Origin of the sequence: Lactobacillus helsingborgensis (assembly GCF_003173695.1) — a bacterium.
Taxonomy (GTDB): domain Bacteria; phylum Bacillota; class Bacilli; order Lactobacillales; family Lactobacillaceae; genus Lactobacillus; species Lactobacillus helsingborgensis.
The window spans coordinates 549813-571984 of record NZ_CP029544.1 but is presented as its reverse complement, the minus strand read 5'-3'; the positions used below and the strand labels follow the sequence as shown (position 1 = coordinate 571984).

Below are 22172 nucleotides of genomic sequence, written 5' to 3'. Positions count from 1 at the left end.
GGAGCAATCATATTTTTTGATAATTGCTTGATTAACGCCCAAAGAAACAAAAAAGCTCAAAACTAGCAGCTTTAATATCAAATTTAAGTAGTTTATTCAAAGTCTTCTGGACGTTGTCCTTTATTTTTAGCAAAATAATACGCAATATCATCCATAATTCTCTCTGACGCGTGCCCATCACCATAAGGATTTTTCGCACTGGCCATCTGATCATAAACCTTTTTATTATCAAGTAGTTCAACCATCGCCGCTTTAACGGCATCAACTTGCGTTCCGACCAACTTAAGCGTCCCTGCTTCAACGCCTTCTGGTCTTTCCGTGGTATCACGTAAAACCAAGACAGGTTTGTTTAAAGCTGGAGCTTCTTCTTGAACGCCGCCGGAATCAGTCATAATAAAGTAGCTGAGCTTAGCCAAATTATGAAAATCTACTACATCTAGTGGCGCAATTAAATGAATTCTGGGATCATCACCAAAGATTTCATGGGCGACCTTTTGTACTCGTGGAGAAAGATGGACGGGATAAATCATTTCAACATTATCGTGGCTATCAACAACTTGTTTCATAACTTTAAATACCCGTCTCATTGGTTCGCCTTGATTTTCCCGACGGTGCATTGTCACCAAAATGATTTTACTTTCTGGTTTAATTAGATCCAAAACTTCATGATGATAATTTGCTTGGACAGTTTCTGATAGAGCATCAATAGCTGTATTGCCAGTTACAAAAATATTCTCTGCGTTATGATTTTCTGTTAATAAGTTTTGCTTACTTACTTTAGTAGGTGCAAAATAAAGATCAGCCAAATCATCAGTCATTTGCCGGTTCATTTCTTCAGGAAATGGTGAGTATTTATGCCATGTTCTAAGGCCTGCTTCAACATGACCGAGTGGGCATTGAAGATAAAAGCTGGCTAACCCTGCTGCAAAACTGGTAGTAGTATCCCCATGAACCAAGACAATGTCAGGCTTAACTTCCTTTAATACTTTAACCATATCAAGCAATACCTTAGTTGTGACACCTTCCAAGGTTTGGTTTTTCTTCATAATGTTAAAGTCATAATCAGGTTTAATTTTAAAAATGTTAAGTACCTGGTCCAACATCTCTCGGTGCTGGGCAGTTACTACTGTGACTTCTGTAAAACGTTCATCTTTTTTTAGTTTTTGCACTAAAGGAGCCATCTTAATTGCTTCTGGTCTGGTTCCAAAAACCGTCATTACTTTAATTCTACTCATAAAGTCCTCCACATCATTACCATATTAATAAAATATTCACAAAAAGACAAGTTATTATTTTCTTAATTTTTATTCTTAAGCAAAAGTTGGTGAAAAAATGAATTATAGTTTTACCTTATTGTTAATCACTGGTTTATTGATTGTTGTTGCCAGTTTTTGTCTAGTCTTTAGTTGCGACTCAAAAAGAACGCCAAAACAAAGAAAAATTTTGTTAGCAATTGCCTTAATTCTTTTTCTTATCATTGGCCTTTTAGTAATGAAAATTTGGTATTCACCATTAGGATAATATTTCTAAGTTAGTATTGTGTAAAAAACTTGAGTAATTAAACGAAAATCGTAACACAAACAAGTGTTACGATTTGTTGGATAATCAAAAAAGTATGAATGATCTTATTTATTTTTATTTAAAAGATAGTTATAACTATCTCCCGCTTTAACAAAACTGCATGGTATTTGATTAGCAAAAATCTGTGGCAAATAATTCATCATATACTTAACCCCAAACTCTTCCAAATTAAAATGACCGACCGTCAACAATGCTTTGTTAAGTCCTAACATATTACTATCCCTAATGTACTCACTTAACGTGAAGTCTATCACTTCAAGTCCTAAAACTAAGTCAAAATTTTCCTGATCAATTTTGGTGATTAATTCTTTAGCATCCCCTAAATTATGTGTCGGTATCAGCACTTTACTTACCGGCGTCATAGGGTCACCAAAAATCTTGCAGCCATTCAAATCTCCTTTTGCCATTAATTTCTGGGCTACACTAGCAACTGTCGTTTGCGGAATTTGATATTCACGATACTTAGCTCTTAAATATCCAGCCGTTCCCTTTACACCTCCTGTCGCATATTCAGCCCAGCCCATTTCTTGGGCAAAGCCATAAAAAATACCATCGAAGTATTGGTCTTTAACGGGAATGCCACCAAAATGAATGTGGTCATGATCACGCCAAACTACAATCTGATTGTCTTCCAGCAGCTGCTTTTTCAGAGCAAAAGTTTTATTTTTATTAGACGTCAGCCAATCAGTATGATCGCCGTGGTTCCAAAACAAGGCCTCATGAGAGATAATCAAATTTGCGCCCCGTTTAATTGCTGCTTTAATCACGTCGATATTAGCCCAGGTAGTAGTCACAATGCCGGTGCATTCTTTATTGCTAAATTCATTGCCAAACAAAATCTGATCCCGTTTCATATCCGAACCAAGTTTTTGACCGGAATGATAATTTATCATTTTATCGATAACTTCTTTAATCTTCATTTTCTGCTTCTTTCTGAGTATCTTTTTGTTTCACTATTTGCCTGAGATGCATAATCAAATATATTTGCTCCGATTTGCTAAGGTGATAATTAAAGGTTTCTGCTAAATAGTCACTAATTGCCTGTTCGCAGTCTAATAGTTCCGGATAATTCTTTATTATTTGCTGGTAAAGTTTTTTATCTTCCTTACTATCTCTAAAAAATTCCTTATTCTGAATTCTGGTTAGTAAAAACTTTAAATGAGTTTTTAAACGCCGAAAATTGACTTTTTCATCAGTCATATCAAGGTGCAAATTTTCTGCAATAATCTCTAAAATGTCATTAGTAGCACGATTTTTAATTTGCTTACTATCATCGTAATTTTTTACTGATTCTTTTTCATTCTCTACAAAATGGATGGCTAAAAAACCAGCTTCGCTTTCAGGCAGAGCAACATCAAATTCCTGCTCAATGTAATTTTTGGCTAGTTGCGCTTGCTTAAATTCTTTATAGTAGTCTTCTTTTATTTCACTAATTGGTAATTCAGTTTCCCCATTTTTTTCTTTTGCCCGTTTAATGGTAAAGAAGATGTGATCTGCTAAAGAAATCAGTAAAAACGGGTTAAAAGTGGCTTGCATATTTGCACTAGCATCTTGAACTATTTTTTTGGCCACTTCGAAGTATTTGAGGGGTATTTCTTCACTTAGTGAGAGAAACGATCTAGACCAATCTGATTCTGCTTCTTTAACAAAAATCGCATCGTTTTTGTTCATGACAATTTTTTGTCCAGCTTTTTTCTGAAAACCAACTCCTTTGCCCCAAAGAATACTTTCTTTAGCGGTTTTTTTGTTTTTAACTAAAACAATATTATTATTAAAAACTTTCACAATGATCATTTAATTACTCCACAAAAGGCCTGATTTGCTATTCATCTTCGAAGTCACTTTTTTTATTTTTTAAGTAATCATTTACAAAAACTATTTGTTTCCTGGCATCTTGTACAACCTGCATAATGCTGTCAGATGTTAATTTGTCTGCAGGTAGCAGTGCCAATTGAATAGCAACAATTAAATTAATTCCTGTGATTAAAAAAATATTTTCCTTGATGTATTTAGCGGCATTCTGGTTAACGCTACCGCCCAATAAATCAGTTAAAATAAGACACTTTTCGTTTGACTTCACTTTGCTTATTTCTGCAGCCAATTCTTTTTCCGGAAATTGGTTACTATTTTCATAAGCACAGATGGCGACAATTTGCTTATCAAGTCCTGTAAAAAAGTTGAGGGAATCTTTAAATCCCTGAGCCAAAGTTTTGTGAGTGACAATAATTATTTTTACCAAAATCAATTTCTCCACTTTTATACTTTATTTAGGCTTTAAAAAGCCCGATGGCAGCTCCCAACATGGCTATTACAATAACTGCTAAAATTAAGGTTGCCATTTTAACCTTCTTTTTCAACATATAATAGAGAACAGCCACTAAGATTGCGGGTAAAAGAGACGGACAGATTTGGTCAAGAATGCTCTGCAATGTAATTTTGACCCCACCAGTCTGAAAAGCCCAGCCCGTTTGTACGTTAACAGTTGACGATACTATCGATCCTATAACCATGATACCCAATACCGAAACCGCGTCTGTAAAAGCATCAAGCTTCTGACCTAATTTCGCAATAAGATTTGTTCCCGTTTGGTAACCCACAAAATAAAGGTAGGGTCTTAAGAAAAAGCAAATGAGAAAAACAGCTAGGAATAGCCACATACCCAGGGGGTTGCCTTTTTTACCCATTGAGCCTGCAATAGCACCAAATATGGTCGGCATCATCACCCAAATAATAGTGTCACCAATGCCGGATAACGGACCCATTAATCCTGTTTTCAGGTTCTGAACTGCTTCAATAGACTTGACGCCATCTTTTTCTTCCATTGCTAAAGTTGCACCGGTGATTAAAGGAGATAGCCATGGATTACAATTGTAGTATCTGAAATGATTATCTAAAGATAAAACTAAATCATCATCATTGGCGTATATTTTTCTTAAAGCCGGAAACAATTCCCAAACAATTGTCGGAGCAATTCCTGTGTCATAATTAAAAGTTGTAACTCCTAAATAATGCCTTAAAGCGGTTCTCAAAATATCCTTTTTGGTCAGTTTATGATCACTCATCTTCCATATCCTCCTCTGATAAATTACCTACATTATTATGGGTATTAACCACTACTTTATTCTTACTTGAAAGACTTAAGTAAAGATGTATAGCTGCAGCTGCACCTAATAGTGCGACTCCTAAAACTGGCATTTTTAAATAAGCTGTAGCGACAAAGCCCACGATTAGCCAATAACCATATTTTTTTAATGGCATGTAAACCAGCAGCATAGCAAAACCAACTGCTGGCAGCATCCCTCCTGCTACATTTAGCCCAACGGTAAACCATTGAGGCATGAAATTTAAAATCGCTTGAACTACTGATTTACCAAAAACAATCGCAATGAAAACTGGTATTGTTGATTCTAGCGGATAGATTATGGTAGCAAGTGGAATAGTTCTCGTCATCTTGCCAAACTGTTTTTTATGGGCAAAATTTTGAGCTCTTTTAGCGATTGCTGAATTAATCAGCTTGATTAAAACGTCAAAGTTCATACCTAACATGCCCACGGGCAAGCCAATTGCCATTCCTGCTGCCATCCCTTTGCCCGAAGTGATAGCGATCGTAGCTGAAATAATCGCAGCAGTAGGATAATCAGGCATTGATGCACCACCTAAATTTGCCACTCCTAGTGACATTAATTGCAACGTGGCACCAATCTCAAGTCCCTGTTTAAAATCGCCTAGAATTAAGCCAGCCAGTGCACCGTATAATATCGTGATTTTTCCGGCAATTTGCGTGCTGTGCCTATCTAAAGAATAAACATAGGCGAGTAATGATATTAAGATAACTTCTTTAATTGTTAGTCCCATTTTATATTTCCCCTTTTTCCTTTAAAACAGCCATGACATCAATAGGATTATCTTTCGTGGTATACATAGATTTAATCGTCACTCCTAATTGAGCCAGTTCACTATAAACAGGAATGTCTTCTTTCTTAACGTATGCTCTGTTCGTTATGCGGACAGAATTTTCATAGGTCAGGGTTCCTCCTAAAATTAATTCATTAAACAAAACCCCATTTTTTCTCAGTTCGAGAAAAATATTTGGCGTTTTAGCTAAAATAAATACTTTTTGGTGATCGTATTTATTACGCTTGAAATTTGCCAAAGCAGTTGCTGCAGTAATTACAGAAACCGCCATTCCTGCTGGACGACCAAGTTTCATCGCGTCTTTTAAAACTGGACTTGATGCAGTTTCGTCGTCAATTACCATTACTCTTGTTGCGCCAGATTGTGGGGCCCATGAAGTCGCTACAATTCCGTGCAATAATCTATTGTCTATTCTTGTACCTACAACTACCATTCATTTATTCCTCCTAAAACTAATAATTAAATTAGGGCATAAAAAAAACCAAAATAAGCGCAACAAAGTTGCAATTATTTTGGTTTTGCTCACATTACTATAAAAGTATGCGATTACAATCCTGATTTAAGTGCATAATAACCTTATTTTTGCCTACTGTCAAGTAAGCGTTTTAATTAGTAAACAGTTCTGCAGTATGCGAGATTATGAATCGCTTTTTGATATATTATTATTTATTAAATGTGTATCCTTTCACTTTATAGTACAACTAGCTGTATAATTAGCATGAAAAGAGGTGAATAAATAATGAGTAAAGAAGAAGTTACCAAAAACGTGTGGGTTACAACACACGGTGACCAATGGGCAGTGAAAATTGCGGATAGTGATAAAATTTCTAAACTTTTTGATCGCAAGGAAGACGCTCTTGAATACGCTAAAGGTTTAGCCAAAAAAGAAAAGACAGAATTAATCAGTCAAAAAAGAAATGGCCGTATTAATTTAAAAAATTCATACGGTCACGATAGTCCCAAAACTAAAGGATAGAATGTATTAATACATCCTGTATTAAACTATTTTGTAGGTATCATTACTAAAAAACTGGCATTATAATTATTTTTTATCTTTCTAATTTTAAAACACAAATTTTATTCATATTTTATTTTTTACAAAATTTTCTTATAAAAGTCTGATTATTAGTTTGATAATCGGACTTTTTGATTACGATCAATTAAAGTTTAACTTTATGAATTAGCTTCTTCTATTTCATTAAAATGACGCTTTTTACCATGTTTGGTTATCACCGGATCATATAAATCATTTAAATCACGATCATTAGTATTTGGTGCTAACCAGGCACTTAAAAAGGTACAAGCAGAAAAGAAAATCATCATTAAAGCTAGTGGCCACCAACTACCCATAGCCATACTTACTAAAGAAGCCGCTATTACTGGACCAAATCCGGTCGCAAATAATCCTGCAATTTCTTTAGCTAAAGAAGAAAATGTCATTCTATGAAGTGAACCAAAAAGCTCAGGTATCATAATGTTTTCTAATGAAAACAAGCCTTGTACTCCTATATTTAGACCAACAATTATTGCAATAGTAATTAAAGTCGTATTTTTAGTACTGATCATTAGCATCATTGGTATTGCAAAAAGTGCCATTGCGCCAGATAAAACCAGATACATAGTTCTTCTACCAAATTTATCACCAAGCCAGCCAACAAGTGGGATAGTGAAAAATGAAATAATAGAGGCTATCATATTTGCGTTAGTTGGAACTGTACGAGCAACTGACAGATAAGTAACAAGAAAAGCTGCAAGATACGTTTGCATCAATCCACTATTGCCTGCTTGACCAAATCTTAGTCCACCCGCTAATACAAAATTTTTAATTGAAGCGCGGCGATTTTTTTGTGATATTTTTTTATAAGCTACCTTTTCATTGAGTTCCTTACCACCGATACCAACGCCTTCACTTTTTGCCATGTCTTCACGCAAACGAGCGAGTTCCTTTTTCTTTTGAGCCATAACCGGACTTTCTTTAATAAAAAGTCGAATAAGAATGGCTGCTATCATAACTATAAAAGAAGCGAAAAATGGTATTCTCCAGCCCCAGGATAAGAGTTGTGTATGATTGCATTGTGTAAGAATAATAGTCCAAATTCCATTAGCAATTAAAGTTCCCGTTGATGTACCTAAACAGACAAAACTACCTACAAAACCCCTATTCTTTCTTTTAGCAAATTCAACGGTCATAATACCTGCACCGCTAATTTCTGCTCCTGCCCCAAAACCTTGAATTATTCTCAAAATGACTAATCCAAGAGGTGCCCAGATTCCAACTTGTGCATAAGTAGGAAGGAAACCTATACCAGTTGATGCTATCCCCATTAATGCTATGGTAAAAAATAACACATCTCTACGACCAATTTTGTCTCCCAGCCTTCCAAAAAACCAAGCACCAATCAATCTAGCACAATATCCTGCTCCATAAGTACCCATTGCCATAATTAATGCCATTGAAGGATCTTCATTATTAAAAAATATTTCATTAAATACGATCGCCGCAGCTAACGAATAGAGCTGGAAATCCATAAATTCCATTGCAGTTCCTAGCCATCCACTGGCAGTAACTTTAATGATTTCCTTATTATCTATAGTTACATCTTTTTTGTCATTATTCATATTTTTCCTTTCTTTAGATAGCGCTTACATCGACTGCAAAATAATTTAAGACCAGATGCCAAACATTTAAGCAAATAGAAGTACAATTTTTCTTGCCTTATCGGGATCATTATCCATTAGATCCATTGCTTGTTGCACATCTTTAATGTTAAATTTCTGATTAACCATGCCATCATCAACTAACTTATTATCTTCAATAGCATGAATAATCGGTTCAAATTGAAAAGTTTGGTGTCTAGAGCCACAAATGGTCAATTGCTTTTGCATAATTGGTTGCTGAGTTATAGTTACCGGAGCGTTTGAAAAACCCATTGGAACAATTCTTCCAGCTACACCGGCTATATCAAGGCAATCCTTGAAAGTTGCAGGTGCTCCTACGGCATCAATAACCACGTTAGCCATTTCACCTTTTGTCCATTCTTTTACCTTTTCTAGTAAATTATCTTTTTTAATATTTACAATGGCATCTGCACCATTTTCCTTAGCAAAATCTAGTTTTTCTTGTGCAACATCAGAGATCAAAACTTTTGCACCTTTAGCTTTGGCAACCCTTAACGACAACTGACCGATTGTGCCAGCTCCTTGAATAACAACTGTCTTACTTAATCCAACTTTGCCGCGAGTTGTTGCGTTGCCAGCAATAGTATACGGTTCGGATAGCACTGCTGTAGTCCAGGGAACTTCTTTACTAATATGGTGCAATTGAATAGCAGGAACTTTAATATACTCCTGCATTCCGCCATCTTGGTGTACTCCTAAAACTTTTAAATTTGCGCACGCATTTGGCATATGTTGGCGACAAGCATAACAGGTACCGTCATAACTAATTGGTTCAATAACAACATGATCGCCAAGTGCGAAATTTCTTACTTTTTCACCAATTTCTGATACTTCGCCCACAAATTCATGTCCCATCACTCTAGGTAGTTCAACAAAAGGATTAGAACCATTATAGATAGCTTTATCACTACCACATATACCAACGGCTTTTACCTTTACAATAATATCTGTTGACTTTTCAATCTTTGGCTTAGGAACTTCAACTATTCTTAAATCTTCTTTTCCATAAACGCGTACTGCTAACATAATTTCCTCCTTATCAGATTATTTTTGATTATCCTTATCAATTGCTTCCCATAGTCCGTGTAAATAATTAATACCTAGGGCACGGTCATAAAGTCCATAGCCTGGGACACCTCTTTCTCCCCAAATATCTCTACCATGATCTGGACGAACGTAACCATCATAATGGCAGTCATAAAGTGCTTTTACAATTTTATACATATCAAGCGAACCTTGACTGGAAGATTGATTTGTTTCATGGAAGTCTCCTTCATCATTTTCGAATTTAATATTTCTCAAATGAACAAATGCTACGCGATCTTTTTTCACAAATTCACGCATGATTGCCGGTACATCATTGTTTCTATCTTCACCCAAACTGCCTGCACAAATTGTAAATGAATTATATTTCGAATCGTATAATGACATTATTTTTCGCATATCTTCCGCATTTTTATATATACGAGGCAACCCCATAATTGAAAAAGGGGGATCATCTGGGTGCATAGCCATTCTGACGTCGCACTCTTCACATACGGGTATAATGGCTTGTAAAAAATATTTTAAATTTTGAGTTAACCTTTCCTCATCAATACCCTCATATTTTTTAAACAGCTGTTTTATTTGTGCAAGCCTTTCTGGTTCCCAACCTGCCATTGTGAAGCCATCTGAAGCTTTTTCGACATCACTCACAACTTGTTCAGGAGATTTACCCTTAAAATATTTGTGCTGAAACCTCATGGCTTTTGAGCCATCTGGTAACTGATAACGTAAATCTGTTCTCATCCAATCAAATACTGCCATAAAGTTATAACAGATTACCCTAATACCATATTTTGCTAAATTACGAATAGTTTTGATATAGTTCTCAATGTATTGATCTCGCGTAGGTAAACCAATTTTTATGTCATCATGAACATTAACTGACTCGATTACCTCTAATTTTAAGCCAGCTTTTTCAACTTGCTCTTTCATTTCCTTAATTTCTGTTTCAGGCCATACTTCTCCAACTGGAACATCCCACAAAGCTCCTACAATTTGCTTTGTATCTGGAATTTGCCGAATATTGTTCAAAGTAATTGGATCATTAGGCCCATACCAACGAAAACCCATTTTTTTCATCATGCTGCCTCTATCTAAACTTCCAAATCGTATGAGTGATTTTCAACCAAATTATGCAATTCTGTTCTGACAGCTTTTTTGCCTTTGATTAACTTTTCAAAGTCCTTTTCAACAATTGATCCTAATCTCGTTTCGTATAAGTTATTGCCAAAAATTTCCTCATTACTTAAAATTGGTTGCAAAACTTTATGAACATTTACTCTGTTATTTTGATCTAATTTCACACGCGCAACTTGCTGATGTAGTTCCGAGTAAAGAGGATCAGGACTAGGACTAAACGGTTCACCATTATCATTAACAGCCATCAAATACCTACACCATGCGGACAAAACAAAAGGAATAAAAATCAGTTTTTGAGGATCAAGTTCAGCAGAATCAATGTACTTCTGGATTGTAACCCCATACCTAATCGGTATTTTTTGTGAAGTATCACTTGCTATACGTTGTGGAGTATCTGGAATATTTTTATTAGGTAAACGTTTAGTTATTAACTCATTAATAAACTGACGAGGATTAATAATTTTAGGATCTTTAACTACAGGAAGATCTTCACCATATCCTAAGTTGATAATAAAGTTTTTGAGGTCCGGATCCCTAACTTCTGTGGCTATTGAATCATAGCCTAGTAAACAACCCAAAATAGCTAAAGCAGTGTGCAGAGGATTTAAGCATGCTGTGACTTTCATTTGATCGGCATCGTTAACAGTTTCTCGATCAGTCATTATTACACCAGCATCCTCTAACTTGGGACGACCATTTGGAAAATCATCTTCAATTACCAAATAATGTGTTTCTTCAGTGTTAGTAAAAGAGGCTATATTCGTTCCTTTTTTTGTATGAATAATATTACTATCTTCAAAGCCTTGTTCCTTTAGTTCACCTGCTACAGTGAATGACGGGTTTGGAGTAATACGATCAATCATTGTCCAGGGAAAAGAAACTTTATTTTTATTTGAAAGATAATCAAGGAATTCAGGCTCTACCACTTTATTAGCTACCCAGCCATGAGCAATTTTGATAATTTCCTTTTGAAGTTCCAAACCATTTTGAGAAAAATTATCTGTTGACACCATAGCAATAGGGTATTGTCCAGCTAAATAACGTTTATAAAGCAAACGAGCAATGGCAGCCATGTTAGTAGAAGCTTCATCTGGGTTGCTTGCCATATCTCTTTGAGCCGCTTTCGTAAGATTTCCTTTGCCATCATCTAACTTATAGCCCTTTTCAGTAAAAGAAAAAGTAACTAATTGTAAGGAAGGTTGTTCGAAAATTAAAGCTAGTTTTTGCCAACCCTCTTTATTATCTTTATTGTAGTAAATAGATTCGGCTACACTTGCAATTAACTCTTTATCAAGCGTGTTATCAGCATTCATAACTACACTCAAATGTCTGTCATTATCTTTTTTGTATACGTTTCTGATAATTTCTTCATCATAGGTTTCCGCAACGATAATGCCACTCTTCATTTCATTTTTATTAAGTAATTCCTGAGCAATTACTGCATGAAAAGCACGAAATAAATTTCCGCCACCGAAATGAACCCACACTGGGTGTTTTTTTGTAGCCAATTTCACTTTTTCTTGATTAAAATTAGGTATTTTAATACCTAGCTTAACAAACTTATTGTCCGGTGTTTGATAGTCATCAGCTAATTTAACCATTTATTTTTCCTTTCACTTAAACTGATATATTAGTATTTTAGTATTTTACAAACATAATTGTAAGCGCTTGACAATTTAAAAGCAAGATTTTTTTAAAAGTTTTTAGCTGATTGCTCATTTTCCGTGGCAATATTCGTTCATTAATAGTGATATACTAATATTCTAAATAGGTTTTATTTTTTAAACTTCAACTTGAGAAAGGATATAAATTTTTTAGATGATAAAATCGCAAAGCAATTTAACAGATCAGGCTTATGATCGTATCTCACAAAAAATAATTAAAACAATTTATAAACCTGGGAGCAAAATATCTGAAAAAGCAATTGAATCTGACCTGAAAATTGGTAGAACACCAATTAGAGAAGCACTATTACGGTTGAAACAAGAACAACTAATAGAAGTAATTCCACAGTCTGGGACCTATATTTCCAAAATTGATTTAAAGTCGGTTTTAGATGCAAGATTTGTAAGAACCAGTATTGAACAACAAGTTATGAAAGAAGCCGCTATTAAAAAAATTTCAGATTCACAAAAATTATTGTTAGAAATCAATTTGCAAAACCAATATAAGTCAATGATTATCAAAGATTTTAATCTATTTTTAGACTTAGATAATGAGTTTCATCATACTTTTTATGAATTAACTAATCATTCGAAAATTTGGAATTGGATTCAGACAATAAACGTTCAATTCGATAGATACAGGTTTTTAAGCTTGAATGTAGAACAACTTTCTTGGGAAAGATTAATTAATGATCATCAGGATATATTAAAGGCCGTTTTAGATCATGAAACTTCTCGTGTCCAAGATTGTACAAAACATCATTTAAACTTAGCTCTCGAAGAAGAAAAAACTGTTATAGATAAGTTTCCCGAATATTTTATTAATAAAGACATATAAAAAATGCTTTTAATAGTAATTGCTAAAGTAAAACTATTAAAAGCATTTTATTTTTATTTAAATATTAAGTCATGAAATGAAGCGGTGGATGGCAACAATTTAGAACGTATATTATATGACCCCGGTGAGATTCGAACTCACCTCTACGGTTTAGGAGACCATTGTTCTATCCAGATAAACTACAGGGTCGCAACAGATTAACTTTACCAAATTTAGCTGGTAAAAGCCAACTTTTTTAGTAATTAATATTGACGGGTAAAATATGGTTGCGGATTATTCGACTCAGCAATTTTATCTGCAGCGAAAACAAAGGGAGTCCATATCGCTAAAGCTATTAGCATATTTATTACCGCCAATACAATTGCGCGCCAATCATAATTACATGCCAGAAAAGGACCAATAATAGGTGGCACAATTGCCGGCACTGCTACTTGCACCGGATTAACCAAATTCATCATACTTACGCCATAAGAAAATGCGACATTGACCATTGGGGCAAGTACAAAAGGTATGAAGTAAACGGGATTTAATACTACGGGCAGACCAAACACGATTGGTTCATTAATGTTAAAAATTCCTGGTGCCAAAGCAACTTTAGCAATTGTCCGATAATCGCTTCTTTTTGAAAAAAGCAAGATAGCAACAATCAGCATTAATGTGCCACCTGCTCCGCCGAACCAAGCGAAAGCATCAAAAGAGCCGCGAACCCAAATAAATGGCATTACCGTGCCTTCGCGAGCAGCGGTTACATTGACATTCTGGGCGGTTAGCCAAATTGAATCCAGTAATGGTGCCCACACGCTCAGACCATTAAAGCCAAAGAAGCTGAATATTTGTACCAGTAGTGTCACCAGCATTACCATGCCAAAGCCCTGTCCTAGTTTTACCAACGGTTTTTGGATTGAATTAAGCAGCCAATTACCAAAAAAGGTACCAGTGATGGTTTGAAACACAAAATTGATCATACCTACAAAAAAGATTGCAATAACCGCGGGGACAAGAGAATCAAAAGCCATTTGTTCGGCATAGGGCAAATTAGCGGAAAGATGCAGCCTAATGCGGGCTCTAAAGCAAATTGCAAAAATAGCAACACCAATCGTGCCAAACACAATTGCCGTAAAAATTCCTGTAGTTGAAAACTGCGAAATATTAAATACTTTATGTATCGGGACAAGTTTGCCGTTAACTTTTAATTTAGTAAAATTAGCAATGCTCATTGCCAAAGATGACAATGAAACAATTGCCCCCGCTATCGGATCCACCTCCATACTTTTGGCTAAATGGTATCCCAAAGACATGGCTAAGAAAAGCGCAAATAAAGCAAAAGTTCCCCGCCAAACTACGTTACAAACCAAAACCAGCGGCTGCATGGCCCAGGCAAAAGTATGCCAGCCCAATTCGCTTTTGGCAGCTGCAATCAGGCTTCTTAAGAGTACCGCAACTGAACCGGCGATAGTTATTGGCATTACAGAAATAAACGCATCCCGTAAAGCCACGAGCCAGTGGGTTTGTCCTAATTTATTTGCTAAAGGCAAAATATAGTCTTCCAGCCAAGTAACTAATCGACTCATTTTTGCTCCTTTTTCTTTAAATAATGGGGATGATAACCCTTATTCTTGTTTTTGTGTTTTTTATGCTTTTTCTTTTTCGTTATTAAAGCCGCTTTTTTATTCGCCGACTCATTCTTTTGAGCTTTTTTCTGTGGTAATTTTTCTGTTAAACGAAAACCAGCAAAATACACGCGCGCAATTTTTATTTTGGTACCCAACAATTTTCTTAAATCGCGCAAATCATGGTCGTCACCTAGAGTCACAACATAACCCGTGGCCCCCATTCTGCCAGTCCGACCAGCACGGTGCAAATAGGTGTTTTCTTCACTAGGAATATCATAGTTTACCACGTAAGTGACACCCGCAATATCCAAACCCCGAGCAGCTAAATCTGTTGCTAAAAGCAGTTTGATTTTTCCAACTTTAAAGTCATTGAGAGCTGCTGCTCTTTTTTGCTTGCCAAAATCATTAGCCAGTATGCCAAATTTGGTTTTTGTGTGAGCCAAAATACCGGCAAACCGCATCATAGTTTGATTGGAATCAAAAAATAAAATTCCTTTGAAACCATCAAGTCTAAGTAAGCGCTGAATAAAGTCAATTTTATGCGCATTATCTATTTGTAAGAAATAATTTTTAACAGTTGTTTCCTGATCCGGTCTGACATCAATTTTTTCAAACTGACGAGCAAAAATCTCAGGTGCTTGTTGGGTTATTTCAGACTCAGTGGCACCAAAAAGCAAAATCTGGGAATCGGGCGTCATGTTTTGTCCTAAAGAACTTAGTAGTTCCATTTTATTAAACTCTAAAACATCATCCGCTTCATCAATTACCAAAGTCTTGATCTGGTCTACCTTAATTCGACCAGCCGAAAAGAAATCAAAAAACCTGCCGGGAGTTGCAACCACAACTTCTGGGTGCTTCTTTTTTAAATTATCTTCCTGACGTTGACGATTGCCAGCACCCACAAGTGTGATTCCCGTCAACTTCAAGGCATGGATAAAGGGATTAATGGCGTGACGAATTTGCACAGCTAATTCAGTGGTAGGAGCAATAATGACTAAACTATTTGGTTTACCCTGCGCAACTTTTTCAAGTGACGGCAGAGCATAAGCAAGCGTCTTTCCCGTTCCGGTTTTAGCTAGCGCAATACAGCTTGCACCATTTAAGATTGGGGTACGCGTTTTCTCCTGAATTAAAGTTGGTTCAGTCATTTTTAAATTTGTTAAAACTGTTTGGATTTCTTTTTTCATTATTGTGTTAGTTGTCCGTATTTTTCCTTATATTGCGTCACTGTACCGTTATAAGTAAGCATAGTGACCCCATTTTCAAAATTCCTCACTGATTTTACACGCCCATTATTGGTATAACGCCAAAAAGAGTACTGTAATTTGTTGGGCGCTTTCCTGCCACCTGTAATAAATTGAACATCATGGGCAAAATATTTTTTATATTTAATATCAACATCCACCATTACCCGCTTATTTTGTTGCTGCAACATCCTGGCAAATTGAGCCATTTGTTTAATGTAGTTCAAATCATAGTCATCTATTGCAGGTTCAATCCAGATTGGGAGACTGCCTGTATTTGTGCCCACCTTTTTCATAAAAAATTGATAATGTTGCAACGGGGTTGATTCGTTACTGTAGGCAACAATGGTGCCAAAAGCCATTTTAGTTCCTAAAATTTGATCGCGGTAAGTTAAGTAATCATCATCAAAATATGATCTTCCTTGAGTCCCGCGCAAATAGACAAAGGAAACACCGTTTGCTTGCAGTTCATGCAAATCAATAAAGCCAAAGCTCTGATTTAGCTCAACACCAATAGCACTGGCAGTCCCATTGGGTGGTAAAGTTGTTTGATTACGCATGTTGCTGATGCCAGCAAAAAGGAGACCTATTGCAGCTGCCAGTAGTATTAAAATTGCTGGTAATGTGAATTTGTGATGAAACCTTTTCAACTTTTTCTCCGTTTGTTTTTTCTACACTTGTCCATTATACCAACATTTTAATTATAATTGGTAACTACAATTTGTCATATTAAAAAAGGCGACTGACTAAAAAGTCAGGCACCTTTTGTGTTAAAACTATTCCTCTACTAAATATATTGGTTTTTGACCATTTAAAACTCTTTTGACGTCCGTCATACTTTGCTCAATCATGTTTTTAACAGATGTCTTGGTGTAGTATGCCGAATGCGGCGTGAAAACTACGTTAGGCATTTGGGCTAATTCCTGATAATCAACAGGTAGTTCCGAAATATCATTGAACTTTTTCATGACAATTGCTTCTTCACCAGTCATTACATCAAGAGAAGCACCGGCAATTTCTTTGTTCTTCAGCGCTGCAATCAAATCATGATTATTAACTAAGGGTCCTCTAGCTGCATTAATCAAATATGCAGTATTCTTCATTTCTTTAAATTGCTTAGCACTGATCATGTCCTCCATTGAAGGTTCAAGCGGTGTATGCAGAGTTAAAATATCAGAATTTTTAATTACTGTGTCGAAATCAGTATATTCCAAAAACGCCTCATTAGCAGGATTCTCAACCAAGTCATAGCCAATAACTTTTGCTCCTAAAGCATGAAACATTTCAGCTACACAAGAACCAATACGACCAACACCAATAATACCAACTGTTTGGTTATAAATTTCATCGCTCATCAAATTTTCTTCACGGACAAAATTCAGGTGTTCTTTTTCATTATTTAAAATTGGACCCCATTTTCTTAACAAGTACATTGCAGAAGTGAGAGTATTTTCCGCAACTGCACGGGGAGAATATGCAGGGGTATTAGTAACGATCATGTGATACTTGTGAATAAAGTCAAAATTGACGATATTGTAGCCAACAGACCTTAAGGCAATCTGTTTGATACCATAAGAGCTTAATTTACGATAGACCTCTTCCTCATCTATATCAAAGACCTGCAAAACACTAACAACATCATAACCTTTTGCCATCTCCACAGTCTTAGCATCGAGCTTGTCATCAGTTGTGACCAAATCATCTTCTGGATGATTTTCGTTCCACTTATCTACATAGACCTTTTGCTCCGGGGTCATATTGTAAAGTAAAGCTTTCATTATTAATCCTCCTTTTTTGGATAAAAAATTTATATCTATTATTGTATCTAAAATTAAGATGAAATTAAAGATAAATTTAAAAAAAGAGCGATTAATAATTTTTGCTTAAAAACTAAATTGGGAATCTATTTTTGTTTTAACTAAGTGACTTGTCTTATATCTTTTGTTCAATCTGAGCAATTTTGACTTGCAAAACTTCTCGCATCCACGGAAAGCGCTTTTTCATTTCGGCAAATTCTGGCCCTTCTGCCAAAAATTGACCAGTTCCCCTAACATGAAAACCGGCTCCAGGTCCAGCTGTGCCCTCAACTTTTTTAGAACCCATAGTTAACAGGACATGATTATCTTTGGCAAAATCGTTCTCAATGCTGTGCATCCCCGCAGCAGGAATATACAGTAAATTATTCTTTTCATCGATTTTAACATAGGACATCCAAGTGTTTACTACGCTGACAGGATTGGCGTTAATAGTAACAATTGTGACTGGGCCTTCATCACTCATGACGTCTAAAAATTTTTGATTCATTTTTTCTCCTCCCCATAATAAAAAAGCTACTTTTTCAGTAGCTTCTTTTATTATAGAACATTTGTTCGAAACTGCAAAATCATTTGCTTATAATTAGTAAGCTCTCTTACCCTTTTTATAAACTGCCTTATCCTTTTGCACAACTGCGCTAATTTTTTCGAGCGGATTTTCATCAAGTACCAAAAAGTCTGCGTATTTACCCTCCTCTAATGAACCATATTCATCAGCGATTTTGAGGAGTTTGGCAGAATTATAGCTGGTTTCCAAAGCCTCGAAATTAGTAAAGCCTTGTTCAACCAGTAAAGGCAGTTCTTCAGGCGTCATCGTGAAGTCGTTAAACGGTGTGCCTGCATCAGTACCAAGAGTAATTTTGACTCCCGCATTTTTGGCCTTAGTAATATTACCGCGCAAGTCTTTCCAAGCAGCCGCAATCTTGTTCATTTCCCAGTCAGGAATTTTACCCGGTGCATATTCAATGAATGCCCAAGCACCAACAATTGTTGGGGTCAAGTATGTTCCTTTTTCCAGCATCAACTTAATTTCTTCATCATTAACGTAAAAGCCATGCTCAATACTATCAACGCCGGCTTTAATTGCATTAAGAATACCAGGATTGCCTTCCGCATGCGCCGCTACAGTTAAACCTTTGTGATGAGCTTCTTCTACGGCAACGTGCATTTCAGCTTCACTTAATTGCGGGTCATCCATAAAGTCATTTTCTGTCATTACGCCGCCTGTAGCCATGACCTTAATTGCTTTGGCACCTGCTTTAATTCCTTGGCGGACAGCTTTACGCATTTCATCAGGTGAATCAACCAAAACACCAAAATTAGGCATATCACCATGACCGCCAGTCATAGAAAATGGGTGACCAGAGGGGACAATTTCTGGAACTTTGGTCAATTTATTTTGCTTAATTAAGTTATTAAGAGCGATGTCAATGTTATAGGTACTACCGCATTCACGGATATATGTTACTCCAGATCTGAGCAAGTCATGCAAATTACTTACTGCACGGACAGTTGAAGAAACTACATCAGTTTCACTGCCCCCATCTGGAGTTAACGGATCCATAATGATATGCGTGTGGCAATTGATCAAACCAGGAATCACGTATTTATTATTTAAATCAACTGTCTTGTCTACTTGAGGTGCAGTGTTCTCCGTTATTGCGGTAATTTTACCGCTATCATCATCAACTACTAAAGTCGTATTGGGTTGAATTTTATTATCAATCCCATTAAATAAATTAACGTTAGTATATGCAGTTTTAGTCATCAACAAACCTCCAATTTTTGTATTAAAAAAGCACTCATCCTTTTCTTCTCAAGGACGAGTGCCGCGTTACCACCTTTTGTTCATTTATTACTCACGTAATAAACCTCATTAACTATCAAACAATAGCTTGCAAAATTAACGGATGCAACTCCGCTACAGGCTGATTATCACCAGTAGACATCAATTAGAAGCCCATGTTCACTACCTACCACTAGCTAACTTTCACCAAAATGATAGCTCTCTTTATTAGCAATACAATAGTTACTCTGCTTTGCAAGATGCTTAATATTTAATTGACTTTTAATTTATCATTATTTCTTAATCATGTCAACTCTACGAAGTAAAAAACAAAAAGGCAGTTTAAATTTAGGGGTATAGCATAAACTACTTGATTAAAACCACAAACTTTTGTGCTTGCCAACTAGTTTATAGTTTTAATCTTTTAAATGCTGAATGACCAAGTTCATAGCAGTTGAAATTAATGCAACAATCTTTTCCAATTTAATTTAGTCACTTTGATGCTAGGTAATATTTTTCTGTCAACTGATAATGGCGAAACTGAACTAAACGCCGCACCTCCACTGATGACCGTAAAATTAGCTTCTCTTACCAGTTGAACTGACAGCTTAATAAAAAATACTAATAATTAATCTATCCCTGACTCACATGCGCTTTTCTTTTACAAAATAGTAATTTTGGCTACCAACTGACCTTTTGCCGAAAAATCAAGACAACTAGCTTTTTACCATTCTATCTCTGTTATTTAAACGTTGATGAGATATTAGATATTTTATTTAAACTGATAGAGGATTTATTTTCAAATGACTAAATTTGTTCCTGAGTAACTTTAACTAAAATGGTTTTTAAGAATTGGATTATACACAAGAAAGAAAGATGTTTTATTTATGAGAAAGTAGAGTTATATAAGTTACGGAAATTACTGTCACGCTTAATTTTCAAACTACAAACTTAATACTAGCAGCGTTACTGCTCTTGCCTAACAATAGGCTGTAGATTCTTGGTACCTGCCTAAGTAAATTACTAGTTCTGACCAGATGTTAGCAGTAACGATTTTAAATTCTACAATGAAAGTAGTTTTTTTTTAACTAATTAAAATCATAAATATAAAAGTTTACCATTTCGTAACAATTTAATATTACTTATTTAATAATTGTATACAAACATAAATACTGTATGTTTTAAAACTAAAAAGGCACAAGTTATTAATCTTGTGTCTTGATATTCAGGAGGTATTGTTTGGCTACATTTTCACTACTTTGACTGGATTGCCCAAATCCCTTATGAAATGAATTAGAGCTTGCGGCTTTAACCAAATAGTAGCTGTATTGTCGTTGGGATGAACGGCAATTCTCGGTTGTTGACTAAAATATGAGTCAAGGTAAAACGGTATTTCATGCCTAGGATCGTTTAGCAGACCTAAAGGTGTGACTGAGCCCGGTTCTAAGCCCAATTTTTCTTTTAAATCTTGCGGTGAGGCAAAACTAAGTCTGCGAGTGCCATTTTCCTCACGAAATTGCTGTAAGTTGACTCTTTTATCGCCCTTAATAGTCAAAAGATAGTAGTTACGTTTCTTGTCATCCCTCACAAACAGATTTTTAGCATCTGCTTCAGGATGAGGCAGAGCAATCTTTTCTATTTCTGCCATATTATAAACAGCTGGATGCTCCACTATTTCATATTTAATTCCCAGTTGATTAAGGTAATGTAATGTTTCGTTTTTGTTCATTTGGCGTTATTTTCTTAAAAGATGCTATTTTGAATCTTACTTCATAACTTACCAGTAGAAAGTTCCTTATGATTGGTGATAGTTACCATCCTTAAACGCTTTTTGGCATCCACCTGATAATAAATTACTAGTAAATCATTAAGAACATGAAATTCGTGGTATTCACTCTAGAGTTTTTTCAAAACTTTATGAACAGTATATTTTTTCAATAGCTAGGATTTCAAAAACATACCTAGTTATCATCCTTGCATCTATTGTATCAACAGAAGAAAGATTAAACATACTTTGTAAATTATCCATTCTTTTTACAAAAGATTTTTCAAAACGCACTTCATATTTTAATTTTCTGTCCACCGCTTTTTCCAATCATCTAGATTATCTACTTTAATACTACTATCTTTAATTAAGCCTAACTCTTCAGCTTTAGCTATTACCATAGCCTTTTCAACTTCGGAAGGTAAATTTGTATCTGATATATTATCCTCTTTACGATTTACAGGATAACTAAATCCTTTATCATGGTTAAACTGAGAGATAAGCATTTTAACTGCCGTAGCAGCTGTCAAGCCGATTTGCTTGGCATTGTCATCTAGTTCTTGCTTTTCTTTTTTATCTAATCTAATTCCAAATTGTATAGTCGACATTGGTATCACATTACTTATAAAGAAGCAGATATTGTAATTATAACCTAGGAAGTGTACATTAAAAAATTAATTAATGTAAAAGGTATATATAAATATTTTTGCAGTATACCGTCAATAATTGGTTTAACCTTAATTCTTAAGTATTTGTAAGAGTAAATTTTCTTACAAAAACCATTTAGTTTGCAATGAACCACTGTTAAGTCTTAATTTATTTGGTGCTAGACGAATTAAATTAGCTTGACCACCTGACTATTACCAATATTGAAACCGGGCGAAAATTTAACCTTCACCAACTTCTTCTAATGTCAGTGCCTTTAATTCTCTGACTAATTTATAAAAATAACACATTACTATCTTTTCACTGACAACAGCATTATCTTTAGACTTAAAAAGTTTCACGATATCAGTTATAGCAGATTCCATAAAAGACGAGATTCTAATGTGTTTTTTTCAATTACGTTTTGCATTAACATTGGATAAC

The 22172-nt window shown here is 35.4% G+C and carries 21 protein-coding genes, 1 tRNA gene and 1 pseudogene; 2 read left to right on the top strand and 21 right to left on the bottom strand.

What is annotated here, in order from left to right; all coding sequences use genetic code 11:
* Nucleotides 1-92 precede the first annotated feature (92 nt).
* The 7 genes from wecB to DLD54_RS02840 form a co-directional block, all read right to left on the bottom strand.
* Nucleotides 93-1235, bottom strand: coding sequence for a non-hydrolyzing UDP-N-acetylglucosamine 2-epimerase (gene wecB, locus DLD54_RS02875; RefSeq protein WP_109918157.1), 1143 nt, complete (start codon nucleotides 1233-1235; stop codon nucleotides 93-95).
* A 390-nt stretch (nucleotides 1236-1625) separates the two neighbouring features.
* Nucleotides 1626-2501, bottom strand: a complete 876-nt coding sequence (locus DLD54_RS02865) for a Nif3-like dinuclear metal center hexameric protein (protein WP_109918155.1) — start codon at nucleotides 2499-2501, stop codon at nucleotides 1626-1628.
* Complete coding sequence (locus DLD54_RS02860; RefSeq protein WP_046326872.1) at nucleotides 2491-3375, bottom strand: PRD domain-containing protein; 885 nt, start codon at nucleotides 3373-3375, stop codon at nucleotides 2491-2493. The genes DLD54_RS02865 and DLD54_RS02860 overlap by 11 nt, the downstream gene beginning before the upstream one ends.
* 28 nt (nucleotides 3376-3403) lie before the next feature.
* Nucleotides 3404-3820, bottom strand: a complete 417-nt coding sequence (locus DLD54_RS02855) for a PTS sugar transporter subunit IIA (RefSeq protein ID WP_046326871.1) — start codon at nucleotides 3818-3820, stop codon at nucleotides 3404-3406.
* A 28-nt stretch (nucleotides 3821-3848) separates the two neighbouring features.
* A complete protein-coding gene (locus tag DLD54_RS02850; protein WP_046326870.1) occupies nucleotides 3849-4643 on the bottom strand; it encodes a PTS system mannose/fructose/sorbose family transporter subunit IID in 795 nt (264 codons plus the stop codon).
* Complete coding sequence (locus tag DLD54_RS02845) at nucleotides 4636-5436, bottom strand: PTS mannose/fructose/sorbose/N-acetylgalactosamine transporter subunit IIC (protein ID WP_109918154.1); 801 nt, start codon at nucleotides 5434-5436, stop codon at nucleotides 4636-4638. The genes DLD54_RS02850 and DLD54_RS02845 overlap by 8 nt, the downstream gene beginning before the upstream one ends.
* A 1-nt stretch (nucleotide 5437) precedes the next feature.
* A complete protein-coding gene (locus DLD54_RS02840) occupies nucleotides 5438-5929 on the bottom strand; it encodes a PTS sugar transporter subunit IIB (protein ID WP_038521745.1) in 492 nt (163 codons plus the stop codon).
* A gap of 306 nt (nucleotides 5930-6235) precedes the next feature.
* Between DLD54_RS02840 and DLD54_RS02835 the strand changes: the two genes are divergently transcribed.
* Nucleotides 6236-6472, top strand: coding sequence for a DUF2188 domain-containing protein (locus DLD54_RS02835; protein ID WP_109918153.1), 237 nt, complete (start codon nucleotides 6236-6238; stop codon nucleotides 6470-6472).
* 197 nt (nucleotides 6473-6669) lie between these two features.
* Here DLD54_RS02835 and DLD54_RS02830 read toward each other — a convergent pair whose 3' ends face one another.
* The 4 genes from DLD54_RS02830 to DLD54_RS02815 all read right to left on the bottom strand — a co-directional run bounded on the left by DLD54_RS02830 (nucleotide 6670) and on the right by DLD54_RS02815 (nucleotide 11960).
* Nucleotides 6670-8115, bottom strand: coding sequence for an MFS transporter (locus DLD54_RS02830; protein ID WP_109918152.1), 1446 nt, complete (start codon nucleotides 8113-8115; stop codon nucleotides 6670-6672).
* A 66-nt stretch (nucleotides 8116-8181) separates the two neighbouring features.
* Nucleotides 8182-9201, bottom strand: coding sequence for a zinc-binding alcohol dehydrogenase family protein (locus DLD54_RS02825; RefSeq protein WP_109918151.1), 1020 nt, complete (start codon nucleotides 9199-9201; stop codon nucleotides 8182-8184).
* A gap of 18 nt (nucleotides 9202-9219) precedes the next feature.
* Nucleotides 9220-10299 (bottom strand): mannonate dehydratase, encoded by a 1080-nt coding sequence (gene uxuA, locus DLD54_RS02820; RefSeq protein ID WP_109918150.1) that lies wholly within the window; start codon nucleotides 10297-10299, stop codon nucleotides 9220-9222.
* Nucleotides 10300-10313: 14 nt separating this feature from the next.
* Nucleotides 10314-11960 carry a mannitol dehydrogenase family protein gene (locus DLD54_RS02815; RefSeq protein WP_109918149.1) on the bottom strand — a complete coding sequence of 549 codons (1647 nt, stop codon included), beginning with the start codon at nucleotides 11958-11960 and terminating at the stop codon, nucleotides 10314-10316.
* A 217-nt stretch (nucleotides 11961-12177) separates the two neighbouring features.
* Between DLD54_RS02815 and DLD54_RS02810 the strand changes: the two genes are divergently transcribed.
* The gene (locus DLD54_RS02810) at nucleotides 12178-12861 is read left to right on the top strand and encodes a GntR family transcriptional regulator (protein ID WP_109918148.1); all 684 of its coding nucleotides are present in this window, start codon (nucleotides 12178-12180) and stop codon (nucleotides 12859-12861) included.
* 116 nt (nucleotides 12862-12977) lie between these two features.
* Here DLD54_RS02810 and DLD54_RS02805 read toward each other — a convergent pair.
* The 10 genes and pseudogenes from DLD54_RS02805 to DLD54_RS02765 form a co-directional block, all read right to left on the bottom strand.
* Nucleotides 12978-13050: transfer RNA gene (locus tag DLD54_RS02805), tRNA-Arg, on the bottom strand.
* Between the two features lie 53 nt (nucleotides 13051-13103).
* Nucleotides 13104-14432 (bottom strand): PTS sugar transporter subunit IIC, encoded by a 1329-nt coding sequence (locus DLD54_RS02800; protein ID WP_046326867.1) that lies wholly within the window; start codon nucleotides 14430-14432, stop codon nucleotides 13104-13106.
* A complete protein-coding gene (locus DLD54_RS02795; RefSeq protein ID WP_109918147.1) occupies nucleotides 14429-15664 on the bottom strand; it encodes a DEAD/DEAH box helicase in 1236 nt (411 codons plus the stop codon). Before DLD54_RS02795 ends, DLD54_RS02800 begins: the two co-directional genes overlap by 4 nt.
* Nucleotides 15661-16368, bottom strand: a complete 708-nt coding sequence (locus DLD54_RS02790; RefSeq protein WP_109918146.1) for a GH25 family lysozyme — start codon at nucleotides 16366-16368, stop codon at nucleotides 15661-15663. Before DLD54_RS02790 ends, DLD54_RS02795 begins: the two co-directional genes overlap by 4 nt.
* A gap of 126 nt (nucleotides 16369-16494) precedes the next feature.
* Nucleotides 16495-17496, bottom strand: coding sequence for a D-2-hydroxyacid dehydrogenase (locus DLD54_RS02785; protein WP_046326864.1), 1002 nt, complete (start codon nucleotides 17494-17496; stop codon nucleotides 16495-16497).
* Nucleotides 17497-17650: 154 nt separating this feature from the next.
* The gene (locus tag DLD54_RS02780) at nucleotides 17651-18022 is read right to left on the bottom strand and encodes an FMN-binding protein (protein WP_109918145.1); all 372 of its coding nucleotides are present in this window, start codon (nucleotides 18020-18022) and stop codon (nucleotides 17651-17653) included.
* Between the two features lie 93 nt (nucleotides 18023-18115).
* Nucleotides 18116-19300, bottom strand: coding sequence for a metal-dependent hydrolase family protein (locus tag DLD54_RS02775; RefSeq protein WP_109918144.1), 1185 nt, complete (start codon nucleotides 19298-19300; stop codon nucleotides 18116-18118).
* A 1261-nt stretch (nucleotides 19301-20561) separates the two neighbouring features.
* Nucleotides 20562-21047, bottom strand: a complete 486-nt coding sequence (locus DLD54_RS02770) for a prolyl-tRNA synthetase associated domain-containing protein (RefSeq protein ID WP_109918143.1) — start codon at nucleotides 21045-21047, stop codon at nucleotides 20562-20564.
* A gap of 41 nt (nucleotides 21048-21088) precedes the next feature.
* A pseudogene (locus DLD54_RS08980) lies at nucleotides 21089-21199 on the bottom strand (type II toxin-antitoxin system mRNA interferase toxin, RelE/StbE family); the annotation flags it as partial.
* Between the two features lie 186 nt (nucleotides 21200-21385).
* Nucleotides 21386-21691: a hypothetical protein gene (locus DLD54_RS02765; protein WP_109918142.1), complete on the bottom strand. Its 306-nt coding sequence runs from the start codon at nucleotides 21689-21691 to the stop codon at nucleotides 21386-21388.
* Nucleotides 21692-22172 lie beyond the last annotated feature (481 nt).

Coding starts and splice junctions, on each gene's coding strand:
- DLD54_RS02800 (WP_046326867.1), bottom strand. CDS start 14,432: ATGAGTCGATTAGTTACTTGGCTGGAAGACTATATTTTGCCTTTAGCA.
- DLD54_RS02850 (WP_046326870.1), bottom strand. CDS start 4,643: ATGAGTGATCATAAACTGACCAAAAAGGATATTTTGAGAACCGCTTTA.
- DLD54_RS02765 (WP_109918142.1), bottom strand. CDS start 21,691: ATGTCGACTATACAATTTGGAATTAGATTAGATAAAAAAGAAAAGCAA.
- DLD54_RS02770 (WP_109918143.1), bottom strand. CDS start 21,047: ATGAACAAAAACGAAACATTACATTACCTTAATCAACTGGGAATTAAA.
- DLD54_RS02840 (WP_038521745.1), bottom strand. CDS start 5,929: ATGGTAGTTGTAGGTACAAGAATAGACAATAGATTATTGCACGGAATT.
- DLD54_RS02815 (WP_109918149.1), bottom strand. CDS start 11,960: ATGGTTAAATTAGCTGATGACTATCAAACACCGGACAATAAGTTTGTT.
- wecB (WP_109918157.1), bottom strand. CDS start 1,235: ATGAGTAGAATTAAAGTAATGACGGTTTTTGGAACCAGACCAGAAGCA.
- DLD54_RS02780 (WP_109918145.1), bottom strand. CDS start 18,022: ATGAATCAAAAATTTTTAGACGTCATGAGTGATGAAGGCCCAGTCACA.
- uxuA (WP_109918150.1), bottom strand. CDS start 10,299: ATGAAAAAAATGGGTTTTCGTTGGTATGGGCCTAATGATCCAATTACT.
- DLD54_RS02865 (WP_109918155.1), bottom strand. CDS start 2,501: ATGAAGATTAAAGAAGTTATCGATAAAATGATAAATTATCATTCCGGT.
- DLD54_RS02860 (WP_046326872.1), bottom strand. CDS start 3,375: ATGATCATTGTGAAAGTTTTTAATAATAATATTGTTTTAGTTAAAAAC.
- DLD54_RS02830 (WP_109918152.1), bottom strand. CDS start 8,115: ATGAATAATGACAAAAAAGATGTAACTATAGATAATAAGGAAATCATT.
- DLD54_RS02810 (WP_109918148.1), top strand. CDS start 12,178: ATGATAAAATCGCAAAGCAATTTAACAGATCAGGCTTATGATCGTATC.
- DLD54_RS02785 (WP_046326864.1), bottom strand. CDS start 17,496: ATGAAAGCTTTACTTTACAATATGACCCCGGAGCAAAAGGTCTATGTA.
- DLD54_RS02845 (WP_109918154.1), bottom strand. CDS start 5,436: ATGGGACTAACAATTAAAGAAGTTATCTTAATATCATTACTCGCCTAT.
- DLD54_RS02775 (WP_109918144.1), bottom strand. CDS start 19,300: ATGACTAAAACTGCATATACTAACGTTAATTTATTTAATGGGATTGAT.
- DLD54_RS02825 (WP_109918151.1), bottom strand. CDS start 9,201: ATGTTAGCAGTACGCGTTTATGGAAAAGAAGATTTAAGAATAGTTGAA.
- DLD54_RS02835 (WP_109918153.1), top strand. CDS start 6,236: ATGAGTAAAGAAGAAGTTACCAAAAACGTGTGGGTTACAACACACGGT.